The sequence below is a fragment of the Phyllobacterium sp. CCNWLW109 genome (assembly GCF_037203905.1).
Taxonomy (GTDB): Bacteria; Pseudomonadota; Alphaproteobacteria; order Rhizobiales; family Rhizobiaceae; genus Phyllobacterium; species Phyllobacterium ifriqiyense.
In genome coordinates this window covers 829,521-847,071 of the sequence record NZ_JBBCBK010000002.1, presented here as the reverse complement: position 1 = coordinate 847,071, position 17,551 = coordinate 829,521, and the positions used below count along the sequence as shown (strand labels likewise).

Sequence of the window (17,551 nt, the reverse complement as noted above, 5' to 3'; positions counted from 1 at the left end):
GTCCTGTCCTGTTCAGTTCTTAATGTTTTTTGAAAAGACTCGGCGAAAATAGCCATTTTGCTCGCAGACACAACCGGATTCTAATCGCAACCGGCTTGCTGGCGACAATAATCGTCAAGTTTCCCCTCACACCTTCATTGAATTTGCACGCGGGCGAACAAAATCGTCACGGATATGCCAATCAAGTTTTTTGTTTCCAGTCTTTCAAGCCAGCAAATGGATTGATGGGCTTTTCCTCGGTTCCTTCCGTGCCAAACGTTACCTCCACTGGCGGGGCGGCTTCCGCCTCGGGCTTACGTGGGTAAGGGTCGATTGCCAACTCGAAAAACTCCTCGGCGATAGCTCCAGCATCCAGACTATCGCCAGAAAATGTCTCCGGTATGTCCGGACCATCGGCGCTGATTATCAACTCACCATTCTCATCGAGCGGCAGGCGGGCCAGGCGCGAGTCCTGCGGAACGAAAAGGCTATCAATCTCCGCATCGATTTTTGCGTCGATAGGCTCAAGGGTAACCACGCAGGATTGAACAATATCGGCTTTAACCCTGCCGCGAATACGGATACCGTCCTTCTTCCAAGGAACGATCTGCAAATCTGCCTTGAAGGATTTTACATCCTCGAGTTCGTGAAAATCGCGCAACGCATCGCGCTCTTTGCTGTCCGCTTCGATTTTAATTGTCAGGCCCTTTTGCGGCAATCGCTTGACCTGAACCGGAAAACTCAAAGCCCCATCCATTTTTCTAGCCATTGAGGTCTCCTTAATCTCTCTGTCCGGGCAGCGTGGTCGCGGCATCGGGAAATATAACTTTTCCACTCGCCAAAACGTCGTCTGGCTGCGTTTCCAGCAGTAATACCACCTGTTCCACGTAATTTGCCAGCGCCGCGCCACCGCCAATCCAATCAGCACTATCTGGACGTATATTGCGCGCCAGGGCAGTTGCCAGCTCGGTCTGATCGTTGTTTTCGAGCGCCCTATCATAAGACTCGACACGGCCATAAAACATTCGCGCAAGTTTCTTCATGCGTTTTGGCACACCGGAATCGCCAATTCCGAGTTCTCTCAACGAATGATCAACATCGCGGAAGAACTCATCGGTGACTTCCTGCCCGATTGATTTCAACGCGTCATTCCTGCCCTTGATGCGCCGGATAAACAGGAAAATGTGCAGAGACAGCATTTCATAGCGGCCTAAGGGTGAATCGGGCACGCCAATGTCCGAATAAAAATAGGGCTGCCGCGCCGCCGCCACGATTGTTTCGTAGATGGCAATCGTTATCGCCTCATTTGCCTTGGCCTTGCGGCTGAATAAACTGAGAATCATTAATTGGGCTTTCGCTTGAACCGGGGACACAACACGAGTCGCGTGTTGCATCGGACTTCAAGGTGGTTTACCGAAGTTCTGCGGGCAGCGAAAGACTTGCGCCCACTTTGAAATGGAGATGTCGTTGCTGCAGCGGATTTTCAAGACCCATAGTTCACGCGGATATTTTCTCGCGGGAACTTTCGTTTTGGCTACAGGACTTGCCGGTTGCAATACCGCAAGCCTCAATCCTTCGGAAACATTGAGCCAAGGCTATGTCCTCGACGAGAAGACGCTTGAGTTCGTTCCTGTCGGATCAAGCCGCGAACAAGTCATTCTCTCGCTCGGCAGCCCGTCGACAACCGCGACCTTCGACAATGAAGTATTCTACTATATTTCACAGAAGCGGCACCGCAGCGTGGCTTTCATGCAGCCCAAGGTTACGGACCGGCGCATCCTTGCTGTCTACTTTGACAAGGATAGCAAGGTTTCCAGCATCGCCAATTACGGTCTGCAGGATGGCAAGGTTTTTGACTTCATCAGCAGAACCACACCGACAGGCGGTAAAGACCTGACCTTCCTCGGTCAGCTACTGCAAGGCGTAGGCAAGGCTCCGCCATCCCTTGGCGGTGGCGGACCAACCGGTCAATAGAATTTCAAGCAAACAAAAACCCGCGAAACAGCATGTTTCGCGGGTTTTTTATTATCAAGATTTGAAGCGTTTCAAATCAAAGCTAGCCGTGTGCGAGCACCGCAAGCAAAAGCAAAGCCACGATATTGGTGATCTTGATTGCCGGGTTGACGGCTGGACCGGCAGTATCCTTGTAAGGATCACCGACAGTATCACCCGTGACAGATGCCTTGTGGGCATCGGAGCCCTTGAGGTGCCGGACACCGTCCTTATCGACAAAACCGTCCTCGAAGGACTTTTTCGCATTATCCCAAGCGCCACCACCGGAAGTCATCGAGATGGCCACGAAGATGCCATTGATGATCACACCCAGAAGAGAAGCGCCGAGCGCAGCAAAAGCTGAAGCCTTCGAACCGGAAATGAGCAGCACGCCGAAATAAACGACGAGCGGCGCAAGAACCGGCAGAAGTGACGGGATCACCATTTCCTTGATGGCAGCACGCGTCAGGATATCCACCGCACGGGCATAATCGGGACGCTCGGTGCCTGCCATGATACCTGGCTTTTCGCGGAACTGGCGACGAACCTCTTCGACAACAGAACCCGCTGCACGCCCCACGGCCGTCATCGCAATACCACCGAAGAGGTAAGGGATAAGACCACCGAAGATCAGGCCGGCCACCACATAGGGATTGGACAGCTCGAACGATACTGCGCCGATTCCCTTGAAGTAAGAGAAAGCAGTTGATCCAGCCTTATCGGCCTCAGCAATGAAGAACTTCAAATCATTGGAGTAGGCAGCGAAGAGGACAAGCGCACCCAGACCTGCCGAGCCAATGGCATAGCCCTTGGTGACAGCCTTCGTTGTATTGCCGACCGCATCCAGCGCATCAGTGGATTTGCGAACCTCCGGGTCAAGTCCGGCCATTTCAGCGATGCCGCCAGCATTGTCTGTCACAGGGCCGAATGCGTCCAAGGCAACGATCATGCCAGCAATGCCGAGCATGGCAGTTACCGCAATACCCGTCCCAAACAAACCGGCCAGCTGGTAGGTCCAGATGATACCGCCAACAATAACCAATGCCGGCAGAGCAGTCGATTCAAGCGATACGGCAAGACCCTGGATCACGTTCGTTCCGTGACCCGTAACCGAAGCCTGAGCGATTGAATTGACGGGGCGTTTGTTAGTCCCGGTGTAATATTCGGTAATCACGACGATCAGCGCCGTGACGACCAGACCAAGAATGCCGCAATAGAACAGATTGAGCCCTGTAATGCTCTGGCCATCTACCGTACCAACCTCACCCCAACCGATAGTTGCCCACGTCGCCAATGCAAGACCGACAATCGACAGAAGACCTGTCACGATCAGCCCCTTATACAAGGCGCCCATGATGGAATTATTGGCTCCAAGCTTGACGAAGAAAGTACCCGCAATTGAAGTGAGTATACAGGCTCCACAGATCGCCAGCGGGTAGAGCATGACACTGCTCAATACTGGTGTTGCTGCAAAGAAGATCGCACCGAGAACCATTGTCGCAACAATCGTTACCGCATAGGTTTCAAACAGGTCAGCGGCCATACCAGCGCAATCGCCGACATTATCGCCAACATTATCGGCGATGGTTGCCGGGTTGCGTGGATCGTCTTCCGGAATACCGGCTTCAACCTTGCCAACAAGATCGCCGCCGACATCCGCACCCTTGGTGAAAATACCGCCGCCGAGACGCGCAAAGATAGAGATGAGAGAAGCCCCGAAGCCCAGCGATACCAGTGCATCGATGACTGTGCGGTCTGCCGGAGAATAGCCGAGAAGCCCGGTGAGCACCCAATAATAGACTGCAACGCCAAGCAGAGCGAGGCCCGCAACCAGCATGCCGGTGATAGCACCTGATTTGAACGCGATCTCAAGCCCTGCTGCCAGGCTGCGCGAAGCCGCCTGTGCCGTTCGCACATTCGCGCGAACCGAGACGTGCATGCCTATGAAACCTGCCAGACCCGAGAGCACCGCTCCAATGAGGAAGCCGATAGCGGCTGTACCTGTAAGCAGGAACCAGACCGCTATGAATACGACCACGCCGACAATGGCGATCGTGGTATATTGACGTGTGAGATATGCCTGTGCGCCTTCTCGAATTGCACCGGCGATTTCTTGCATGCGCGCATTGCCCTGGTCCGCAGCAAGCACCGATTTGGTAGCTAGAACCGCATAGACGATGGACAGCAGACCGCAGGCAATGACCAAAAACAGTATTGTCATGCCACTCCCTCAGATTTGACCGGAAAACCCCTCCCCGGGTCAGGTTCAGTACGGCACACGCAGCTGCCAGGCCGGCAGAAACGCGACCGCATGTGTAAGGAGTAACGAAGCAAATGCGAAAACGTCAAGGTCTTTCGTATCCGGATCAAAACGATAGACCAAAGTAGGGATTGCTGGCAGGGAAATGGCGCGGCAATCTATGTGGGGAAATGGCTAGGAAGGGTATCCATTAGCGTGATCTACAATGAACGGATCAAACTATTTGCTACATTCCTGAATAGTGTGGGTGTGGCGATATTGGCTGTAGGAGGATTGGCACCCCTGATAACCAGCCTCAACGGGCAAACCGGCCCGACATTATTTATTTCTTTTATGAGCGCCGTTAGTTTTCTGACTGCTATTGCCTTACATAGCAAGCCGCTTCCTGAAGAGGATGAAACAGTGACAACCTTCCAAATGATCTCATTTATGATTATGCCTGCGGCTGGCCTGTTGCTCGCAGGTGCTGTCTTTTTATATGACTGGAGATATCCGGCAAAGCATCAGCATCGCCGCGATATGAAGTAGTCAGCGTTTCGGGCTTTTGACGCCCTTGCTCTCGCCTCGAAGCTCAAAAGCAAGACGATCCAGAACGGCATTGACCAGCTTCGGCTCATCTTCCGAATAGAATGCCTTGGCGATGTCAACATATTCCGAAACGATAACGGCAGTTGGCACATCGGCCTTGCCGCGAAGTTCCCAAATTCCGGCACGCAAAATAGCGCGCAATGTGGAATCAAGCCGCGATAGCGGCCAGTCTTCGGTCAATGCCTGCCTGATCATGGGATCTAGTATCGTTTGATCGGCCACAACGCCGGATACAATACCTCTGAACCATTGCGGGTCAGCATCCAGATATTGCTTTCCGTCTACTTCCTTGCCAAGCCGATGCGCCTCATATTCAGCAACAACTTCCAGCACGCCGGTTCCGGCTACATCCATCTGATAAAGCGCCTGTACAGCTGCAAGCCGCGCAACGCCACGCTTGTTTGCGGTCTTTACCGCCGGGGTCTGTCCATCGTTAGAGTTGACCATGGTTCAGGCTCCGAGCTTATCCTTGAGGGCAATCATTGTCAGCGCTGCGCGGGCGGCAAAGCCACCCTTATCCTTGTCTTCGCGGCGCGCGCGAACCCAAGCCTGTTCCTCGTTTTCAACAGTCAGGATTCCATTGCCAATGGCGATGCTTTCAGCCACAGCCAGATCCATCAGAGCCCGGCATGATTCATTGGCGACGATATCAAAATGGTAAGTCTCGCCGCGGATAACGGTGCCAAGCGCTACGAAGCCATCATATTTCTTGCCGCCATCTTCGGCACCATCAAGGGCAAAAGAAATGACGGCGGGCACTTCAAGCGCGCCTGGAACAGTCACAACATCATAGGTCGCATTGGCTTCATCCAGCGCAAGCTTGGCGCCGTTCAGCAATGCATCGGACAGTTCTTCATAGAAACGTGCTTCCACAATCAGTAGATGTGGCGCACGCGCCTTGTTTTTGGACATGCTCGCTCCAGGAATTTTGATCGGCTAAGGCCGATTGTGTCGTCCCAGATCGCTATACGCCCTTACGGGCGCAAAGTGGCGATCTGGCTTTTGTTTGTCGCATCGGATGATCCGAAAACCGGATTCCACTTTTCGGTTCGATGCTTTAGGCTGATTTAGGATATTCTGCAAGTCGGGCAGCATATCGAGCCATCTGATCAATCTCGATATTAATTCTGTCTCCGACCTTACGGTCGCCCCAGGTGGTAACTTCCAGTGAGTGACGGATGAGGAGAACGTCAAACTCATTGCCATTCACCGCGTTGACTGTCAGCGACGTGCCGTCGAGCGCCACGGAACCTTTTGGTGCAATGAAGCGTGCAAGGTGTTCCGGGACACGCAAGGTAAAGCGAACGGCGTCGCCCTCCTCTTCACGCTTGATCAGGTCAGCCATGGCATCTACATGGCCTGAAACGAGATGACCACCCATTTCATCGCCAAGCTTTAGCGAGCGCTCCAGATTGATGCGCGTGCCAGTCTTCCAATCGGCAATGCTGGTCAGGCGTAGCGCTTCTTCCCACGCTTCAACCTCAAACCAGCGAGCATTGGAGCCTTTTTCCGGCAATGTTGTTACGGTCAGGCAAACACCCGAACAGGAAATGGATGCGCCGATCTCGATCGTCTCGGGATCGTAATTGGTTTCAATACGCAGCAATACACCTTCATTAAGTGGCTTGATCTGTCCGACCTTGCCAATATCGGTAACAATTCCCGTGAACATTCGCGGCTCCTTAAAGCGGTCTTACATACTCGCTGTAGCGGTCGTCGCCGAAGCGGGATTCGTACAACAGCTTGAATTCATGAGCCATATGGGAGCGCAGGTCGGGGGCTGCAACCCCACCCTCACCAAGCTCCACGGGACCTTCAAACAGCACGATGCGGTCAACCAGTTTTTCTTCGAGGAACGAGGCAGCCACCACTGCCCCGCCCTCGACGATCAATGTCGAAATGCCTTGCGCGGCAAGATCATCCATCAATTCCGGGAGAGCTGTTGTTCCGCAATCGGTTTCAGTTGCTAGAATTTTGCATCCTGCTGCAATGAGCGCTTGCCGTTTGGCAGGGTCCGCATCTGCTCTGGCGGCAATCCACACCGGTACAGTTGCAGCTGTTTTAACCAACTCGCTGTCCATCGGAATCCGCAGATGGCTGTCGAGGACAATCCTGATCGGCGAGCGATGTTCCAGCCCAGCCAAGCGGCAGGTCAATTGCGGGTTATCCGCGAGCACAGTTCCGATGCCAACCAGGATGGCGTCAGTCTCGGCACGCATGACATGCGCCTGTGCTCTGGAAATGGGACCACTTATCGCTATTTGACCCTCACCTTTCCTCCCGATGAATCCATCGGTAGAAAGCCCAAGTTTTAGAGTCGCTTCCGGGCGTTTCCTGGAAGATCGAATCAAGTATCCGGCCAGTTCATCAGCTGCTTCTTCGGCGAGCACACCCGTTACTACCTCAATGCCCGCATCCCGCAAAATAGCGTAGCCTTTGCCGGCCACCCGATCGTCAGGATCATTCGCGGCCGATACAACGCGGGTTATGCCCGCAGTGACCAGCGCATTCGCACAGGGCGGCGTTTTCCCGTGATGAGCGCAAGGTTCAAGCGTAACGTAAGCTGTTGCGCCGCGTGAATGTTCGCCTGCTTCAAGCAAGGCCTGCGTTTCCGCATGGGGACGTCCGCCAATTGCCGTGACACCGCGCCCGACAATGACATTGTCCTTGACGATAAGCGTGGCGACAGAAGGATTGGTGCCGGTCAGTCCATGATGGCGGCGCGAAAAACGAATAGCCGCAGCCATATAGCGGCGATCAAGTGCAGTTGCTGCCATGGGGATCAATCGTCCTCAATCGGGCCAGTTGCGATATCGCTCGCGGTAATTTCATCGATGACGTCATGGAAGTCCTTGGCTTCGCTGAAATTGCGATAAACCGAGGCAAAGCGGATATAGGCAATGTCATCAATGCCTTTGAGCGCGTCCATGACAAGACGGCCAATCTCGTCGGAGCTTACTTCCGGTTCACCCGAGCTTTCCAACTGGCGTACAATGCCCGAGACAGCCCGCTCAACCCGTTCCTGATCCACCTCACGCTTGCGCAAGGCGACTTCGACGGAACGCATAAGCTTATCCCGGTCGAATGGAACGCGGCGGCCGCTTTTCTTGATGACGGAAAGATCGCGCAACTGCACGCGTTCGAAGGTCGTGAACCTTCCACCACACACCGTGCAAATACGTCGCCTGCGAATGACAGCCCCATCCTCCGCAGGACGGGAATCTTTCACTTGAGTATCTTCAGACTGGCAATATGGACAACGCATCGAGGAACTTTCCGAAGATGATTCTGAGATCACCGCGAAGATAGTGTTTTTCGAAGCGAGATTAAAGCGCCTCGGCGAAACGCACTGTCAATGAAGTGCGTATCGCCAAGGCAAAACAGGCTTATTGGCCCAGATAGGAGTACATAGGGAAGCGGTCAGTCAGGGTAATAACCTTCTGCTGAACTGCCTTTTCCACAGCTGCATTGCCCTCATCGGAATTGGCGACCTTCAAACCATCAAGTACTTCCGAGATGAGATTACCGATTTCGGTGAACTCTGCTGCGCCAAATCCGCGCGTAGTGCCTGCTGGCGTTCCAAGACGGACACCGGACGTGACGAATGGCTTTTCCGGATCGAAGGGAATGCCGTTCTTGTTGCAGGTGATGTTTGCGCGGCCAAGTGCCTGTTCCGCCCGCTTGCCGGTTGCATTCTTTGGACGCAGATCGACGAGCATAAGATGGTTGTCTGTACCGCCGGAAACGATGTCGAGGCCGTTCTTTTTCAATGTCGCGGCCAAGGTCTTGGCATTGTCAGCAACGTTTTGGGCATAGACCTTGAATTCAGGCTTGAGCGCCTCGCCGAAGGCAACTGCCTTTGCAGCGATGACGTGCATCAAGGGGCCACCCTGCAAACCGGGGAATACGGCTGAATTCATCTTCTTCGCAATATCCTCGTCATTGGTGAGGATCATGCCGCCGCGAGGGCCGCGCAGTGATTTATGCGTGGTGGTGGTAACAACATGGGCATGCGGTATCGGCGAAGGGTGAACACCGGCAGCGACCAGACCGGCAATATGAGCCATATCAACCATCAGATAGGCGCCGACGCTATCGGCAATCTTGCGGAACCGCTCCCAATCCCAAATGCGGGAATAGGCAGTACCACCAGCAAGGATCAGCTTCGGCTTGGTTTCCTGTGCCTGCTTTTCAATGGCATCCATATCCAGCAAATGATCGTCCTGACGAACGCCATAGGAAACGACCTTGAACCATTTTCCGGACATGTTGACCGGAGAACCGTGGGTTAAGTGACCGCCAGAATTCAGATCCAGGCCCATAAATGTGTCGCCGGGCTGCAACAGGGCCAGAAACACGGCCTGGTTCATCTGGCTGCCGGAATTAGGCTGCACATTGGCAAAATTGCATCCAAACAGTTTCTTGGCGCGTTCGATAGCAAGTTCTTCAGCAATATCAACGAACTGGCAGCCGCCATAATAGCGCTTGCCCGGGTAGCCTTCGGCATATTTGTTGGTCATGATCGAACCCTGCGCTTCAAGAACAGCGCGCGACACGATATTTTCCGATGCAATCAATTCGATTTCATGGCGCTGACGGCCCAGCTCTTTGCGGATCGAGCTGAAAATTTCCGGATCGATATCTTCGAGCGATGCGTTGAAAAATGTATCTGCATTCGACATGGTGCCTGAACCCTCATTTGCCATTTGGATATTCGTGGGTAGTTGCCGCGCATTATCATACTTAAATGGCAGAGGCCAATGGCCGATGGACGAAAACCAATGGTTTGAAACCGCCATCATAAAAAAGACCGCTACTAGCGGTCTTTTTCAATTCTCAGTCAGACAGGATTAGGTGTTGGTGCCGATCGACAGGGCTTTCTGACCATCCATCTCGTAAATATCGTCACGCAGGTGAACAACGCCGTCACCCGTGGACCATGCCGACACATAGACGAAATGCACGGGAACAGGGTTAGTCACGGCAATCGGTGTGTTGACGCGGGAGGCAATTGTCGCCTCCATTGTCTGGCGATCCCAGCCCGGGGTGTCACGCAGCAGCCAGACATTGAGATCGCGTACGTTCTGAATGCGGACACAACCTGACGAGTCGAAACGCATCAGCTTGTTAAACAGGCCCTGCGAGGGCGTGTCATGCATATAGACCGCATAGGGATTTGCGAAGTTGATCTTGGTCGAGGACATGGCGTTAATCTTGCCTGGATCCTGACGGAACATCAGCTTGACAGCATCATCGGTTGACCAGTCAACGCTCTCCGGCGAAACTTCCTCGCGGGTGCGTTCGTCAAACAGGCGAATTTTGTTCTTCTCCAGATAGGTTGGGTCCTTACGCATCAGCGGAATGATATCCTTCTGGATAATCGACTTCGGCGCTGTCCAATATGGATTAAGGATGACCTCGTGAATCCTGGAGTCGAGGATGGGTGTCTGGCGATCAATCTTGCCGACAATGGCCGTGTGACGCTGGGCAACCCTGCCCGCTTCAACTGCTTCAATCTGCGCGGCAGGAATATTGACCATGACATAACGGGCGCCTTGATCCTCAGAAGCAAGCTTACGGACGCGCTCCAGATTTGTCTGCAACTGGCCGAGACGAACGTCAGCCGTAACGTTCATTGCTGCCAATGAATATTGGCCCATGACGCCGTCGGCGGGCAGACCATGGCGCGACTGGAAGCGCTTGACCGCCGCATCGACATACGTATCAAAAGAATTGGAAACGCCGGCGCTCTGCGAAAGATCACCCGCGATGATCAGGCGCTTGCGCATGACCGAAACGGCGGGATCGACCACGCCGAGCTGCATTTTCACATTGCCGGGGACGGTCGGCCAACCACCATTGCCGACAATCTGGCTATAGGTGTTGATGGCATTCTCGATGAAGGACACTGTTTCAGGACTGGCGATAGGCTGGAAGCTTGCGACCTTGCCACGGCTTGTCGAGCGCGCATCAAACTGATCATCCCAGTTGCCGCGTTTTGGAGCGGAGAGAATGTCACCAATATCGGATTGTTGCGCAAAGGCAGACGAAGCAACGGCCGCCATGCCTGCTGTTGCGACACCGGTCAAAAATGCGCGGCGGTCCAGCGCTGACGATCCAAATTTTTTCATGTTCTTGTCCAACCTGTTGGAAGCTTCGCAGTCAAGCTGCTCACAGCAATGCGCGCGAGCAGATATGGTTTCCAAAAATATCAGGAACATCGTTAACAAACATCAACTTTCCGCGAAGTATAGCGCGATTGTGATGATTACGCGATATGCGCCCATTGAGGCGATAATGATGCTGCACTGACTTGAGTATAGGATCGTGCAGTTGCATTCCATTATGGCGGATTAATGACTTGGGCTAGAGCAGTCACCGAGATGCAGAACCTGTCTTAACTCGGCCCAAAGTCGAATTGCCCCCGTGTGGACTTCAAGTATTGTGAACCAATAGACAAAGCCCGCCTTTGCTGCGCGCAAAGCCGGGCTTTTGTTATTGCAGCTACCCCAAAATTACATGCGGTAGGCGATGCTGTCGTTCCAGAAGCGATCAAGACGCTGAAGTGCCTTGTTCATGGACTGGAATTCTTCAGCCTTTATGCCTCCAACATGCTCGATCGATGCAACGTGGCGCTCATAGAGGCCGGCAACCAGTTCGGCCACTTCAGAACCCTTCTCCGTGAGGCTGACGCGAACCGAACGACGGTCTGTGCGTGAGCGTTCGTGGGAGATAAAGCCGAGTTCGACCAGTTTCTTGAGATTGTAGGAAACGTTCGATCCCAGATAATAGCCGCGACTGCGAAGTTCTCCGGCTGTCAGTTCCGCATTGCCGATGTTGAAAAGCAGCAATGCCTGAATGGCGTTGATGTCACTGCGGCCATTACGATCGAATTCATCCTTGACTACGTCAAGCAACCGGCGATGTAACCGCTCGACCAACTGAAGTGCTTCAAGATATAATGTACGCAATGCTGTGTCATTTACTGTAGAATGCGAGCTTGCGCCAGACTTTCTCTGTATGCTGTTCATAATACCTGCCTCACTGTTGTTTCGGTGTATTTTTCTCACCGTTGAGCAGACACTATCGAATACGCATAAAATTCGACTTAAAACATAGACTTAACAGTATCTTACCATCACAGAATCAATTTCTACCTTAATGAAGACTTACCGCCAGCATATTTTGAGAATTAGCGGATTGGCATGGCCTGCTGACGTTTCTGCAAAAACAGCACTATCCGGAAGACGATGTAAAGCAGTGCAACGCAGCCATGAATAATAGCAATTTGGGGCCTGTAAAAGAAGAACTCCGAGAATACTGTAAACATCAGCGTTTCGCCGAGTGCGGCGACAAACCAGATAACCGGCCCCCAGGACACCATCATCCAAAGACCGGTTGAAGCAACGGGATAAAGCATTGCCAGCGAAACGGAGGCGACTTTCCATTGCCATGGCATGAGGTCGAAGCGCCAGAGCAGCCCTTCATAATAGCCACTGATCTGCGCCCAGTAGCCTACCCCGGCGACAAGTGAGTAGATCGCTACAAGCCGCAGCAACCAGACAAAGCCTGTTTGGGCCATAGTCGGGTCGAAAGGCAAATGGGTGGGCTTGTCATTCATGTCAGTTGTAATTCCCGCTCGCCCAATGATGCAAAATAGGCATCGACCATTTCAGGCGTTATATCTTCGATTTTTGCGGGACTCCACACGGGCGAATTATCCTTGTCCACAAGAAGTGCCCTTACACCTTCATAAAAGTCGTGATTTTCAAGCATACGGCAAAGAATGCGGTATTCCATCTGCATGCACTGGTCCATATCAAGTTCGCGGCCCTCTTCTATCTGACGGAAACTGACATGCAGACTTGTGGGCGAGCGAGTCTTGATCAGATCAAGAAGTTTTTGTGCTTCTTCACTGCCATTCACCCCTGCGGCAGCAAGCCGGATGAGACAACCGCTTAATGTTGGCGAGTCAAAGAGAACGCTTATCATGTCGCGCATTGCTTCGGGTGTTTCAAAGTCAGGATTGATCGTCTTGCCCTTTAACGCCTTTTCAGGATCACCCGACCGGATCAGGCTGCGTTTGAGTTTTTCCTTGTCTTCCGCCTTGATCGCATGGGTGGCAATGCCGCTTTGCAGGCAGTCGCCCTGCTTGATTCTATTGCCGGTCAAAGCGAGATAAGTGCCGAAATGCTCCGGCAGATGCGGCAGGAAAGCACTGCCGCCGACATCCGGGAAAAAGCCGATGCCAACTTCGGGCATGGCAAAAGTGACGTTTTCCGTGACGACCCTATGCGAGCCATGCACCGAAATGCCAACACCGCCGCCCATGACAATGCCATCAATCAGCGAGATATACGGCTTGGGATAGTGTCTTATATAGGCGTTGAGTCGATACTCGTCGGCAAAGAAATCATAGAGCGGGGCACCGGAACGGCCCGCATGATAAACGGCGAGAATATCGCCACCAGCGCAAAAGGCCCGTCCCTCGCCTTCAACGATAATGCAATGGACCGCCTCGTCGGTAGACCAGGCAATCAGCGCACGATGCAATGCACTGACCATAATCCGCGTCAGCGCGTTAAGCGCTTTTGGCCGCGTCAGGCGAACCAGACCAGCTTTGCCGCGCCGCTCAAATGCGATTTCACCCATCCCGCCAAAATCGATTTCCATGCATTTCTCCGTTATTTGCAAGCGAAGGTAGGAAACTCCGGCGGGGCGCGTCAATGGATGACGTGGTTCAGGACAAAGGTAGAGCTGGCAGCTTGGGCATTTGGTCCAAGAACGAGCCGCAATTTTGGGGTTATGCTATTGTGGCGATCCTGTTAAAACTATTCCAAACAGCAGGCAGAAAACATGAACAAACATCCCGCATTTCAAAGGCACGCGCCAAGAACCGTTGATGAAATTACCCAGAGCCGCCGTTTGCGCCGCATGCGCAAGGCCGACTGGTCGCGTCGTCTGGTTCAGGAAAACCAGCTGACAGTCAATGATCTGATCTGGCCGATATTCCTTTGCGAAGGTGAGAACCGACGAGAAGACATTGCCGCCATGCCGGGCGTACAGCGTTTTTCAGTGGATATGGCTGTGCGTGAAGCAGAACGGGCCGCCAAGCTTGGCATTCCTGCCATAGCTACATTTGCCAATATTGCCGCTGATCTGCGCGACGATACGGGTTCAGGGATTCTTGACCCTGACAATTTGATCAACCGGGCTACGCGCGCGATCAAAGATGCCGTGCCTGAAATTGGCATGATTACCGATGTTGCGCTCGACCCGTTCACCAGCCATGGCCATGATGGTATTTTGCGCGACGGTATCATCATCAATGACGAGACTGTTGCTCAAATTACGCAAGGTGCAGTGTTGCAAGCTGCTGCAGGCGCCGATATTATTGCGCCATCGGATATGATGGATGGCCGCATTGGTGCCATTCGTGATGCCTTGGATCAAAATGGCTTTCAAGATGTCGCGATCATGGCCTATGCCACCAAATTCGCTTCGGCGTTTTATGGCCCCTACCGCGAAGCAATCGGCACGTCCGGTCGGCTGAAGGGCGACAAGAAAACCTATTATATCGACCCTGCCAACACCGATGAAGCGGTGCGCGAGGCAGAGCAGGATCTCGCCGAGGGCGCAGATTCGCTCATGGTAAAGCCCGGCCTGCCCTATCTTGATATTATCCGCCGGTTGAAGGACACATTTTCTGTGCCGACCTTCGCTTATCAGGTTTCGGGTGAGTACACGATGATCAAAGCCGCCGGCGCCAATGGCTGGATCGACGAAGAACGGGTGATGATGGAAACGCTGCTGGCTTTCAAACGCGCTGGCTGCGATGGCATTCTCACCTACTTCGCACCCATTGTTGCAGAACGATTGAAGGCTGGCGCTTGAATTTATCTGCCTGAATTCCCAATTTCAGGGTAATGGCCATTTGGCTATCACTTGAAAACAGGAAACAAAATGAACGCGAAAACCCTTGATGGCGAAATAATTACTGATCGTTTCGACGATTGGCGCTTGTATCAGGGCGTGCGCACCAGCCGCATATTTGCCTTCCTGATCGACTATGCGATCGTGTTTCTGCTTTGCATTCCGGTAGCTATCCTCGTTTTCATTCTGGGGATCGCGACGCTGGGCCTTGGTTGGATGCTTTACGGCATAATGTTTCCAGCTGTTGCCCTGATTTATATTTACGGCACCCTTGGCGGACCGCGTCAGGCTACCAAAGGTATGCAGATGATGGGGCTGAAGCTTGAACGCCTGGATGGCGGGAAAGTGGACGGACTGCTCGCAATCGTTCATACTGTGCTCTTCTGGGGCCTCAATGTCGTGTTGACCCCATTTATTCTGCTCGCAACCTTCTTCCTTGACCGCAAACGTACATTGCATGACCTTCTGCTCGGAACGGTTGTCGTCAGGGCATATAATTAAACATTGAAGGCTCCCGTCCGGGAGCCTTTCTTCTTCGGCATTGAAATGATGAACAGACACAAATCCGTTGCTGTAGCAGCTGCCTTGCTCGTTTTGTCAGGCGGCGTGAGCTATGCGGCTTCGCCTGCGGGAAAATTCTGCGGCGAAGTTATTTCCTATGGCGATTACCAGGATATCCAAACCAATCTGAGCGTGGACCGTGACGGGCGAATTACCGGGACGTATAAAATAGATGGGTTGGCCGGACGCACCGATGGCAATGTCATCGAAAAAGACCAAACCAGCCCGACAGACCGCACGCTGATTTGGACGGACAAGGATGGCACGGGCCTCGTCTCTTTACATTTCAGCAGCGATTATCAAAGTTTCAAAGCGGCGTGGGGTGGTTCAACCAATGGCCGTTTCGATCCGCCCATCCATTCATGGAGTGGGTCACGCTGCCCCGAAAGACCCGTGCACTGATACGACACACGCGACATTCACTCTGCAATGCAATATAATTGAATTGACGTTTTAGGCGGTCATACGATTCTATAGTTGTTACAGAGCGTGCCAGGAACTTGGATGACCCATCAACCGCAGCAATCACCGCAGTTTTTTCTGACAGCCCCCTCGCCATGCCCTTATCTTGAGGGACAGCTTGAACGCAAGGTATTTACCCACCTTGTGGGCGGGCGAGCCAGTGAGCTGAATGATCTGCTGACTCAAGGTGGCTTTCGGCGCTCGCAAAACATCGCTTACCGGCCAGCCTGCGAGAATTGCCGGGCATGTGTTTCCGTGCGCATTCTCGCCGGTGAGTTCACGCAGGATAAATCCATGCGACGTGTATGGAATCGCAATCGTGACCTGATCGGCAATATTCATCACGCCGAACCATCGACCGAACAATATTCACTGTTCAGGCATTATCTCAATGCGCGCCACAATAAAGGCGGCATGTCGGAAATGACCGTCCTCGATTATGCCATGATGGTGGAAGACACCCACGTGCCCACCCAGATCATCGAATATCGCCGGCGCGGCCCCGATAGCTTCATTACGCAAAAGGGCGAAGGTGAACTGATTGCCGTGGCATTGACCGATATCATGGGTGACGGGCTTTCCATGGTTTATTCATTCTTCAATCCGGACCATGCAAGCCGCTCTCTTGGCACCTTTATGATCCTCGACCATATTCAGCGCGCAGCTGCCGCAGGCCTGCCGCATGTGTATCTTGGATATTGGGTCGAGGGCTCGCGCAAGATGCAATATAAAATCCGCTACCAGCCGCAGGAACATCTGGGCATGAAAGGCTGGGAGCGCCGCGCGCCCTGATGGGTACGCTGGACGGCAGCCTGTTCTACCGCTAGACAACGCGGCATAATTCAAATGAATCCCCCCGGAAATCTGCCGCATGTCCCAGCTTCACCTCGACCATCGCAAAGGTTTGCTCATCACCGGCATCGGAGGTCTGGTGCTTTCGGCAGACATTCCTTTGTTGCGCCTTGGCCAAGGGGAAACATGGTCAACGCTGCTGCTGCGCAGCTCGACAACCTTCATCTGCGCGCTCATCATTTGGGCCGTTTGGAATCTCGTCACCGGAAAGCGCCGAAAAGTCCTTCCGGGCAAGATCGGGTATCTGGTTGCAGCGCTGTATGGCTTGGCTTCAATCGCCTTCATGACTGCTGTTTATAATACGAAAACAGCCAATCTTGTTTTCATTTTGGCGTTCAACACCGTATTCGCTGCGCTTTTGTCCTGGGTATTTCTGAAAGAACGGCCCAAGGCGATCACTTTCATTGCCATGTTCCTGATGCTGATCGGCGTCGGAATCATCGTGTATGAAGGCTTATCGGCAGGTCATGTCTTCGGCGATTTGATGGGGCTGTTGTCGACTTTCATTCTCGCATCGGCCATCACGGTCACGCGCGCATCCGGCAAGGATATGAGCTTTGCTGCAATGATGGGCACCGCAGTGCCTATAGCCGTTGCTGCATTCATGGTATCGCAAAATGGATTCAACGTCGCCGTTCCTGGCTGGATCATCTTCAACGGCGCGGTGGTCACCACAATCGCCTTCATCTGCCTTGCAACAGGTCCGCGCTTTCTTTCAGGACCGGAAGTCGCGATGTTTTATCTGCTTGAAACAGTGCTGACGCCCATCTGGGTCTGGCTGGTATTTTCCGAACGCCCAACCGACGCAACCCTTTTGGGAGGCATTATCATCATTTCAGCATTGATCGGTCATTCGCTGTGGCAGATGGTCCATTCACGCAGGCGAGCCCGGACGACGGCAATCCGCCATCCGATCTAGGGCCC

The 17,551-nt window shown here is 53.2% G+C and carries 20 protein-coding genes; 7 read left to right on the top strand and 13 right to left on the bottom strand.

The window, feature by feature from the left end; translation table 11 throughout:
• Positions 1 to 181: 181 nt before the first annotated feature.
• The gene (locus V9K92_RS09410; RefSeq protein WP_337353836.1) at positions 182 to 748 is read right to left on the bottom strand and encodes a YceD family protein; all 567 of its coding nucleotides are present in this window, start codon (positions 746 to 748) and stop codon (positions 182 to 184) included.
• Positions 749 to 758: 10 nt separating this feature from the next.
• On the bottom strand, positions 759 to 1,322 hold the full coding sequence (locus tag V9K92_RS09405; RefSeq protein WP_337353835.1) for a ubiquinol-cytochrome C chaperone family protein: 564 nt from the start codon (positions 1,320 to 1,322) through the stop codon (positions 759 to 761).
• A 124-nt stretch (positions 1,323 to 1,446) separates the two neighbouring features.
• Here V9K92_RS09405 and V9K92_RS09400 point away from each other — a divergent pair, with 124 nt between their 5' ends.
• A complete protein-coding gene (locus V9K92_RS09400; protein ID WP_370878817.1) occupies positions 1,447 to 1,953 on the top strand; it encodes an outer membrane protein assembly factor BamE in 507 nt (168 codons plus the stop codon).
• A gap of 82 nt (positions 1,954 to 2,035) precedes the next feature.
• Here V9K92_RS09400 and V9K92_RS09395 read toward each other — a convergent pair whose 3' ends face one another.
• Positions 2,036 to 4,192, bottom strand: a complete 2,157-nt coding sequence (locus V9K92_RS09395) for a sodium-translocating pyrophosphatase (RefSeq protein ID WP_115051721.1) — start codon at positions 4,190 to 4,192, stop codon at positions 2,036 to 2,038.
• Positions 4,193 to 4,426: 234 nt separating this feature from the next.
• Here V9K92_RS09395 and V9K92_RS09390 point away from each other — a divergent pair, with 234 nt between their 5' ends.
• Positions 4,427 to 4,759 carry a hypothetical protein gene (locus tag V9K92_RS09390; protein ID WP_337353834.1) on the top strand — a complete coding sequence of 111 codons (333 nt, stop codon included), beginning with the start codon at positions 4,427 to 4,429 and terminating at the stop codon, positions 4,757 to 4,759.
• Here the strand turns inward: V9K92_RS09390 and nusB are convergent, their stop codons facing one another.
• The 10 genes from nusB to V9K92_RS09340 form a co-directional block, all read right to left on the bottom strand.
• Positions 4,760 to 5,266: a transcription antitermination factor NusB gene (gene nusB, locus V9K92_RS09385; protein ID WP_307284173.1), complete on the bottom strand. Its 507-nt coding sequence runs from the start codon at positions 5,264 to 5,266 to the stop codon at positions 4,760 to 4,762. It abuts the gene before it with no gap.
• 3 nt (positions 5,267 to 5,269) lie between these two features.
• Positions 5,270 to 5,731, bottom strand: coding sequence for a 6,7-dimethyl-8-ribityllumazine synthase (gene ribH / locus V9K92_RS09380; protein ID WP_115051724.1), 462 nt, complete (start codon positions 5,729 to 5,731; stop codon positions 5,270 to 5,272).
• Between the two features lie 145 nt (positions 5,732 to 5,876).
• Complete coding sequence (locus V9K92_RS09375) at positions 5,877 to 6,491, bottom strand: riboflavin synthase (RefSeq protein ID WP_115051725.1); 615 nt, start codon at positions 6,489 to 6,491, stop codon at positions 5,877 to 5,879.
• A gap of 10 nt (positions 6,492 to 6,501) precedes the next feature.
• Positions 6,502 to 7,596, bottom strand: coding sequence for a bifunctional diaminohydroxyphosphoribosylaminopyrimidine deaminase/5-amino-6-(5-phosphoribosylamino)uracil reductase RibD (gene ribD, locus V9K92_RS09370; protein ID WP_115051726.1), 1,095 nt, complete (start codon positions 7,594 to 7,596; stop codon positions 6,502 to 6,504).
• 5 nt (positions 7,597 to 7,601) lie between these two features.
• On the bottom strand, positions 7,602 to 8,084 hold the full coding sequence (gene nrdR, locus V9K92_RS09365; protein WP_115051727.1) for a transcriptional regulator NrdR: 483 nt from the start codon (positions 8,082 to 8,084) through the stop codon (positions 7,602 to 7,604).
• Between the two features lie 121 nt (positions 8,085 to 8,205).
• On the bottom strand, positions 8,206 to 9,525 hold the full coding sequence (gene glyA, locus V9K92_RS09360; protein ID WP_307284166.1) for a serine hydroxymethyltransferase: 1,320 nt from the start codon (positions 9,523 to 9,525) through the stop codon (positions 8,206 to 8,208).
• Positions 9,526 to 9,669: 144 nt separating this feature from the next.
• Positions 9,670 to 10,962, bottom strand: a complete 1,293-nt coding sequence (locus V9K92_RS09355) for a L,D-transpeptidase family protein (protein WP_370878863.1) — start codon at positions 10,960 to 10,962, stop codon at positions 9,670 to 9,672.
• 372 nt (positions 10,963 to 11,334) lie between these two features.
• Positions 11,335 to 11,850: a transcriptional regulator LdtR gene (ldtR, locus tag V9K92_RS09350; protein ID WP_115051729.1), complete on the bottom strand. Its 516-nt coding sequence runs from the start codon at positions 11,848 to 11,850 to the stop codon at positions 11,335 to 11,337.
• Between the two features lie 161 nt (positions 11,851 to 12,011).
• Positions 12,012 to 12,440 carry a DUF6163 family protein gene (locus V9K92_RS09345; RefSeq protein ID WP_115051730.1) on the bottom strand — a complete coding sequence of 143 codons (429 nt, stop codon included), beginning with the start codon at positions 12,438 to 12,440 and terminating at the stop codon, positions 12,012 to 12,014.
• Positions 12,437 to 13,492 (bottom strand): enoyl-CoA hydratase/isomerase family protein, encoded by a 1,056-nt coding sequence (locus V9K92_RS09340; RefSeq protein ID WP_115051731.1) that lies wholly within the window; start codon positions 13,490 to 13,492, stop codon positions 12,437 to 12,439. The genes V9K92_RS09345 and V9K92_RS09340 overlap by 4 nt, the downstream gene beginning before the upstream one ends.
• A gap of 183 nt (positions 13,493 to 13,675) precedes the next feature.
• On the opposite strand from V9K92_RS09340, the gene hemB reads away from it, so the two are divergent.
• The 5 genes from hemB (at position 13,676) to V9K92_RS09315 (ending at position 17,546) form a co-directional block, all read left to right on the top strand.
• Complete coding sequence (gene hemB / locus V9K92_RS09335; protein ID WP_115051732.1) at positions 13,676 to 14,713, top strand: porphobilinogen synthase; 1,038 nt, start codon at positions 13,676 to 13,678, stop codon at positions 14,711 to 14,713.
• 69 nt (positions 14,714 to 14,782) lie between these two features.
• Positions 14,783 to 15,253, top strand: coding sequence for an RDD family protein (locus V9K92_RS09330; RefSeq protein ID WP_115051733.1), 471 nt, complete (start codon positions 14,783 to 14,785; stop codon positions 15,251 to 15,253).
• 45 nt (positions 15,254 to 15,298) lie between these two features.
• Positions 15,299 to 15,715 (top strand): hypothetical protein, encoded by a 417-nt coding sequence (locus tag V9K92_RS09325; protein WP_162802406.1) that lies wholly within the window; start codon positions 15,299 to 15,301, stop codon positions 15,713 to 15,715.
• Between the two features lie 102 nt (positions 15,716 to 15,817).
• Positions 15,818 to 16,567, top strand: a complete 750-nt coding sequence (locus V9K92_RS09320) for an arginyltransferase (protein WP_307284154.1) — start codon at positions 15,818 to 15,820, stop codon at positions 16,565 to 16,567.
• A gap of 79 nt (positions 16,568 to 16,646) precedes the next feature.
• Entirely contained in the window at positions 16,647 to 17,546 is a 900-nt protein-coding gene (locus V9K92_RS09315) for a DMT family transporter (protein WP_337353833.1), read from the top strand.
• Positions 17,547 to 17,551: the final 5 nt, after the last annotated feature.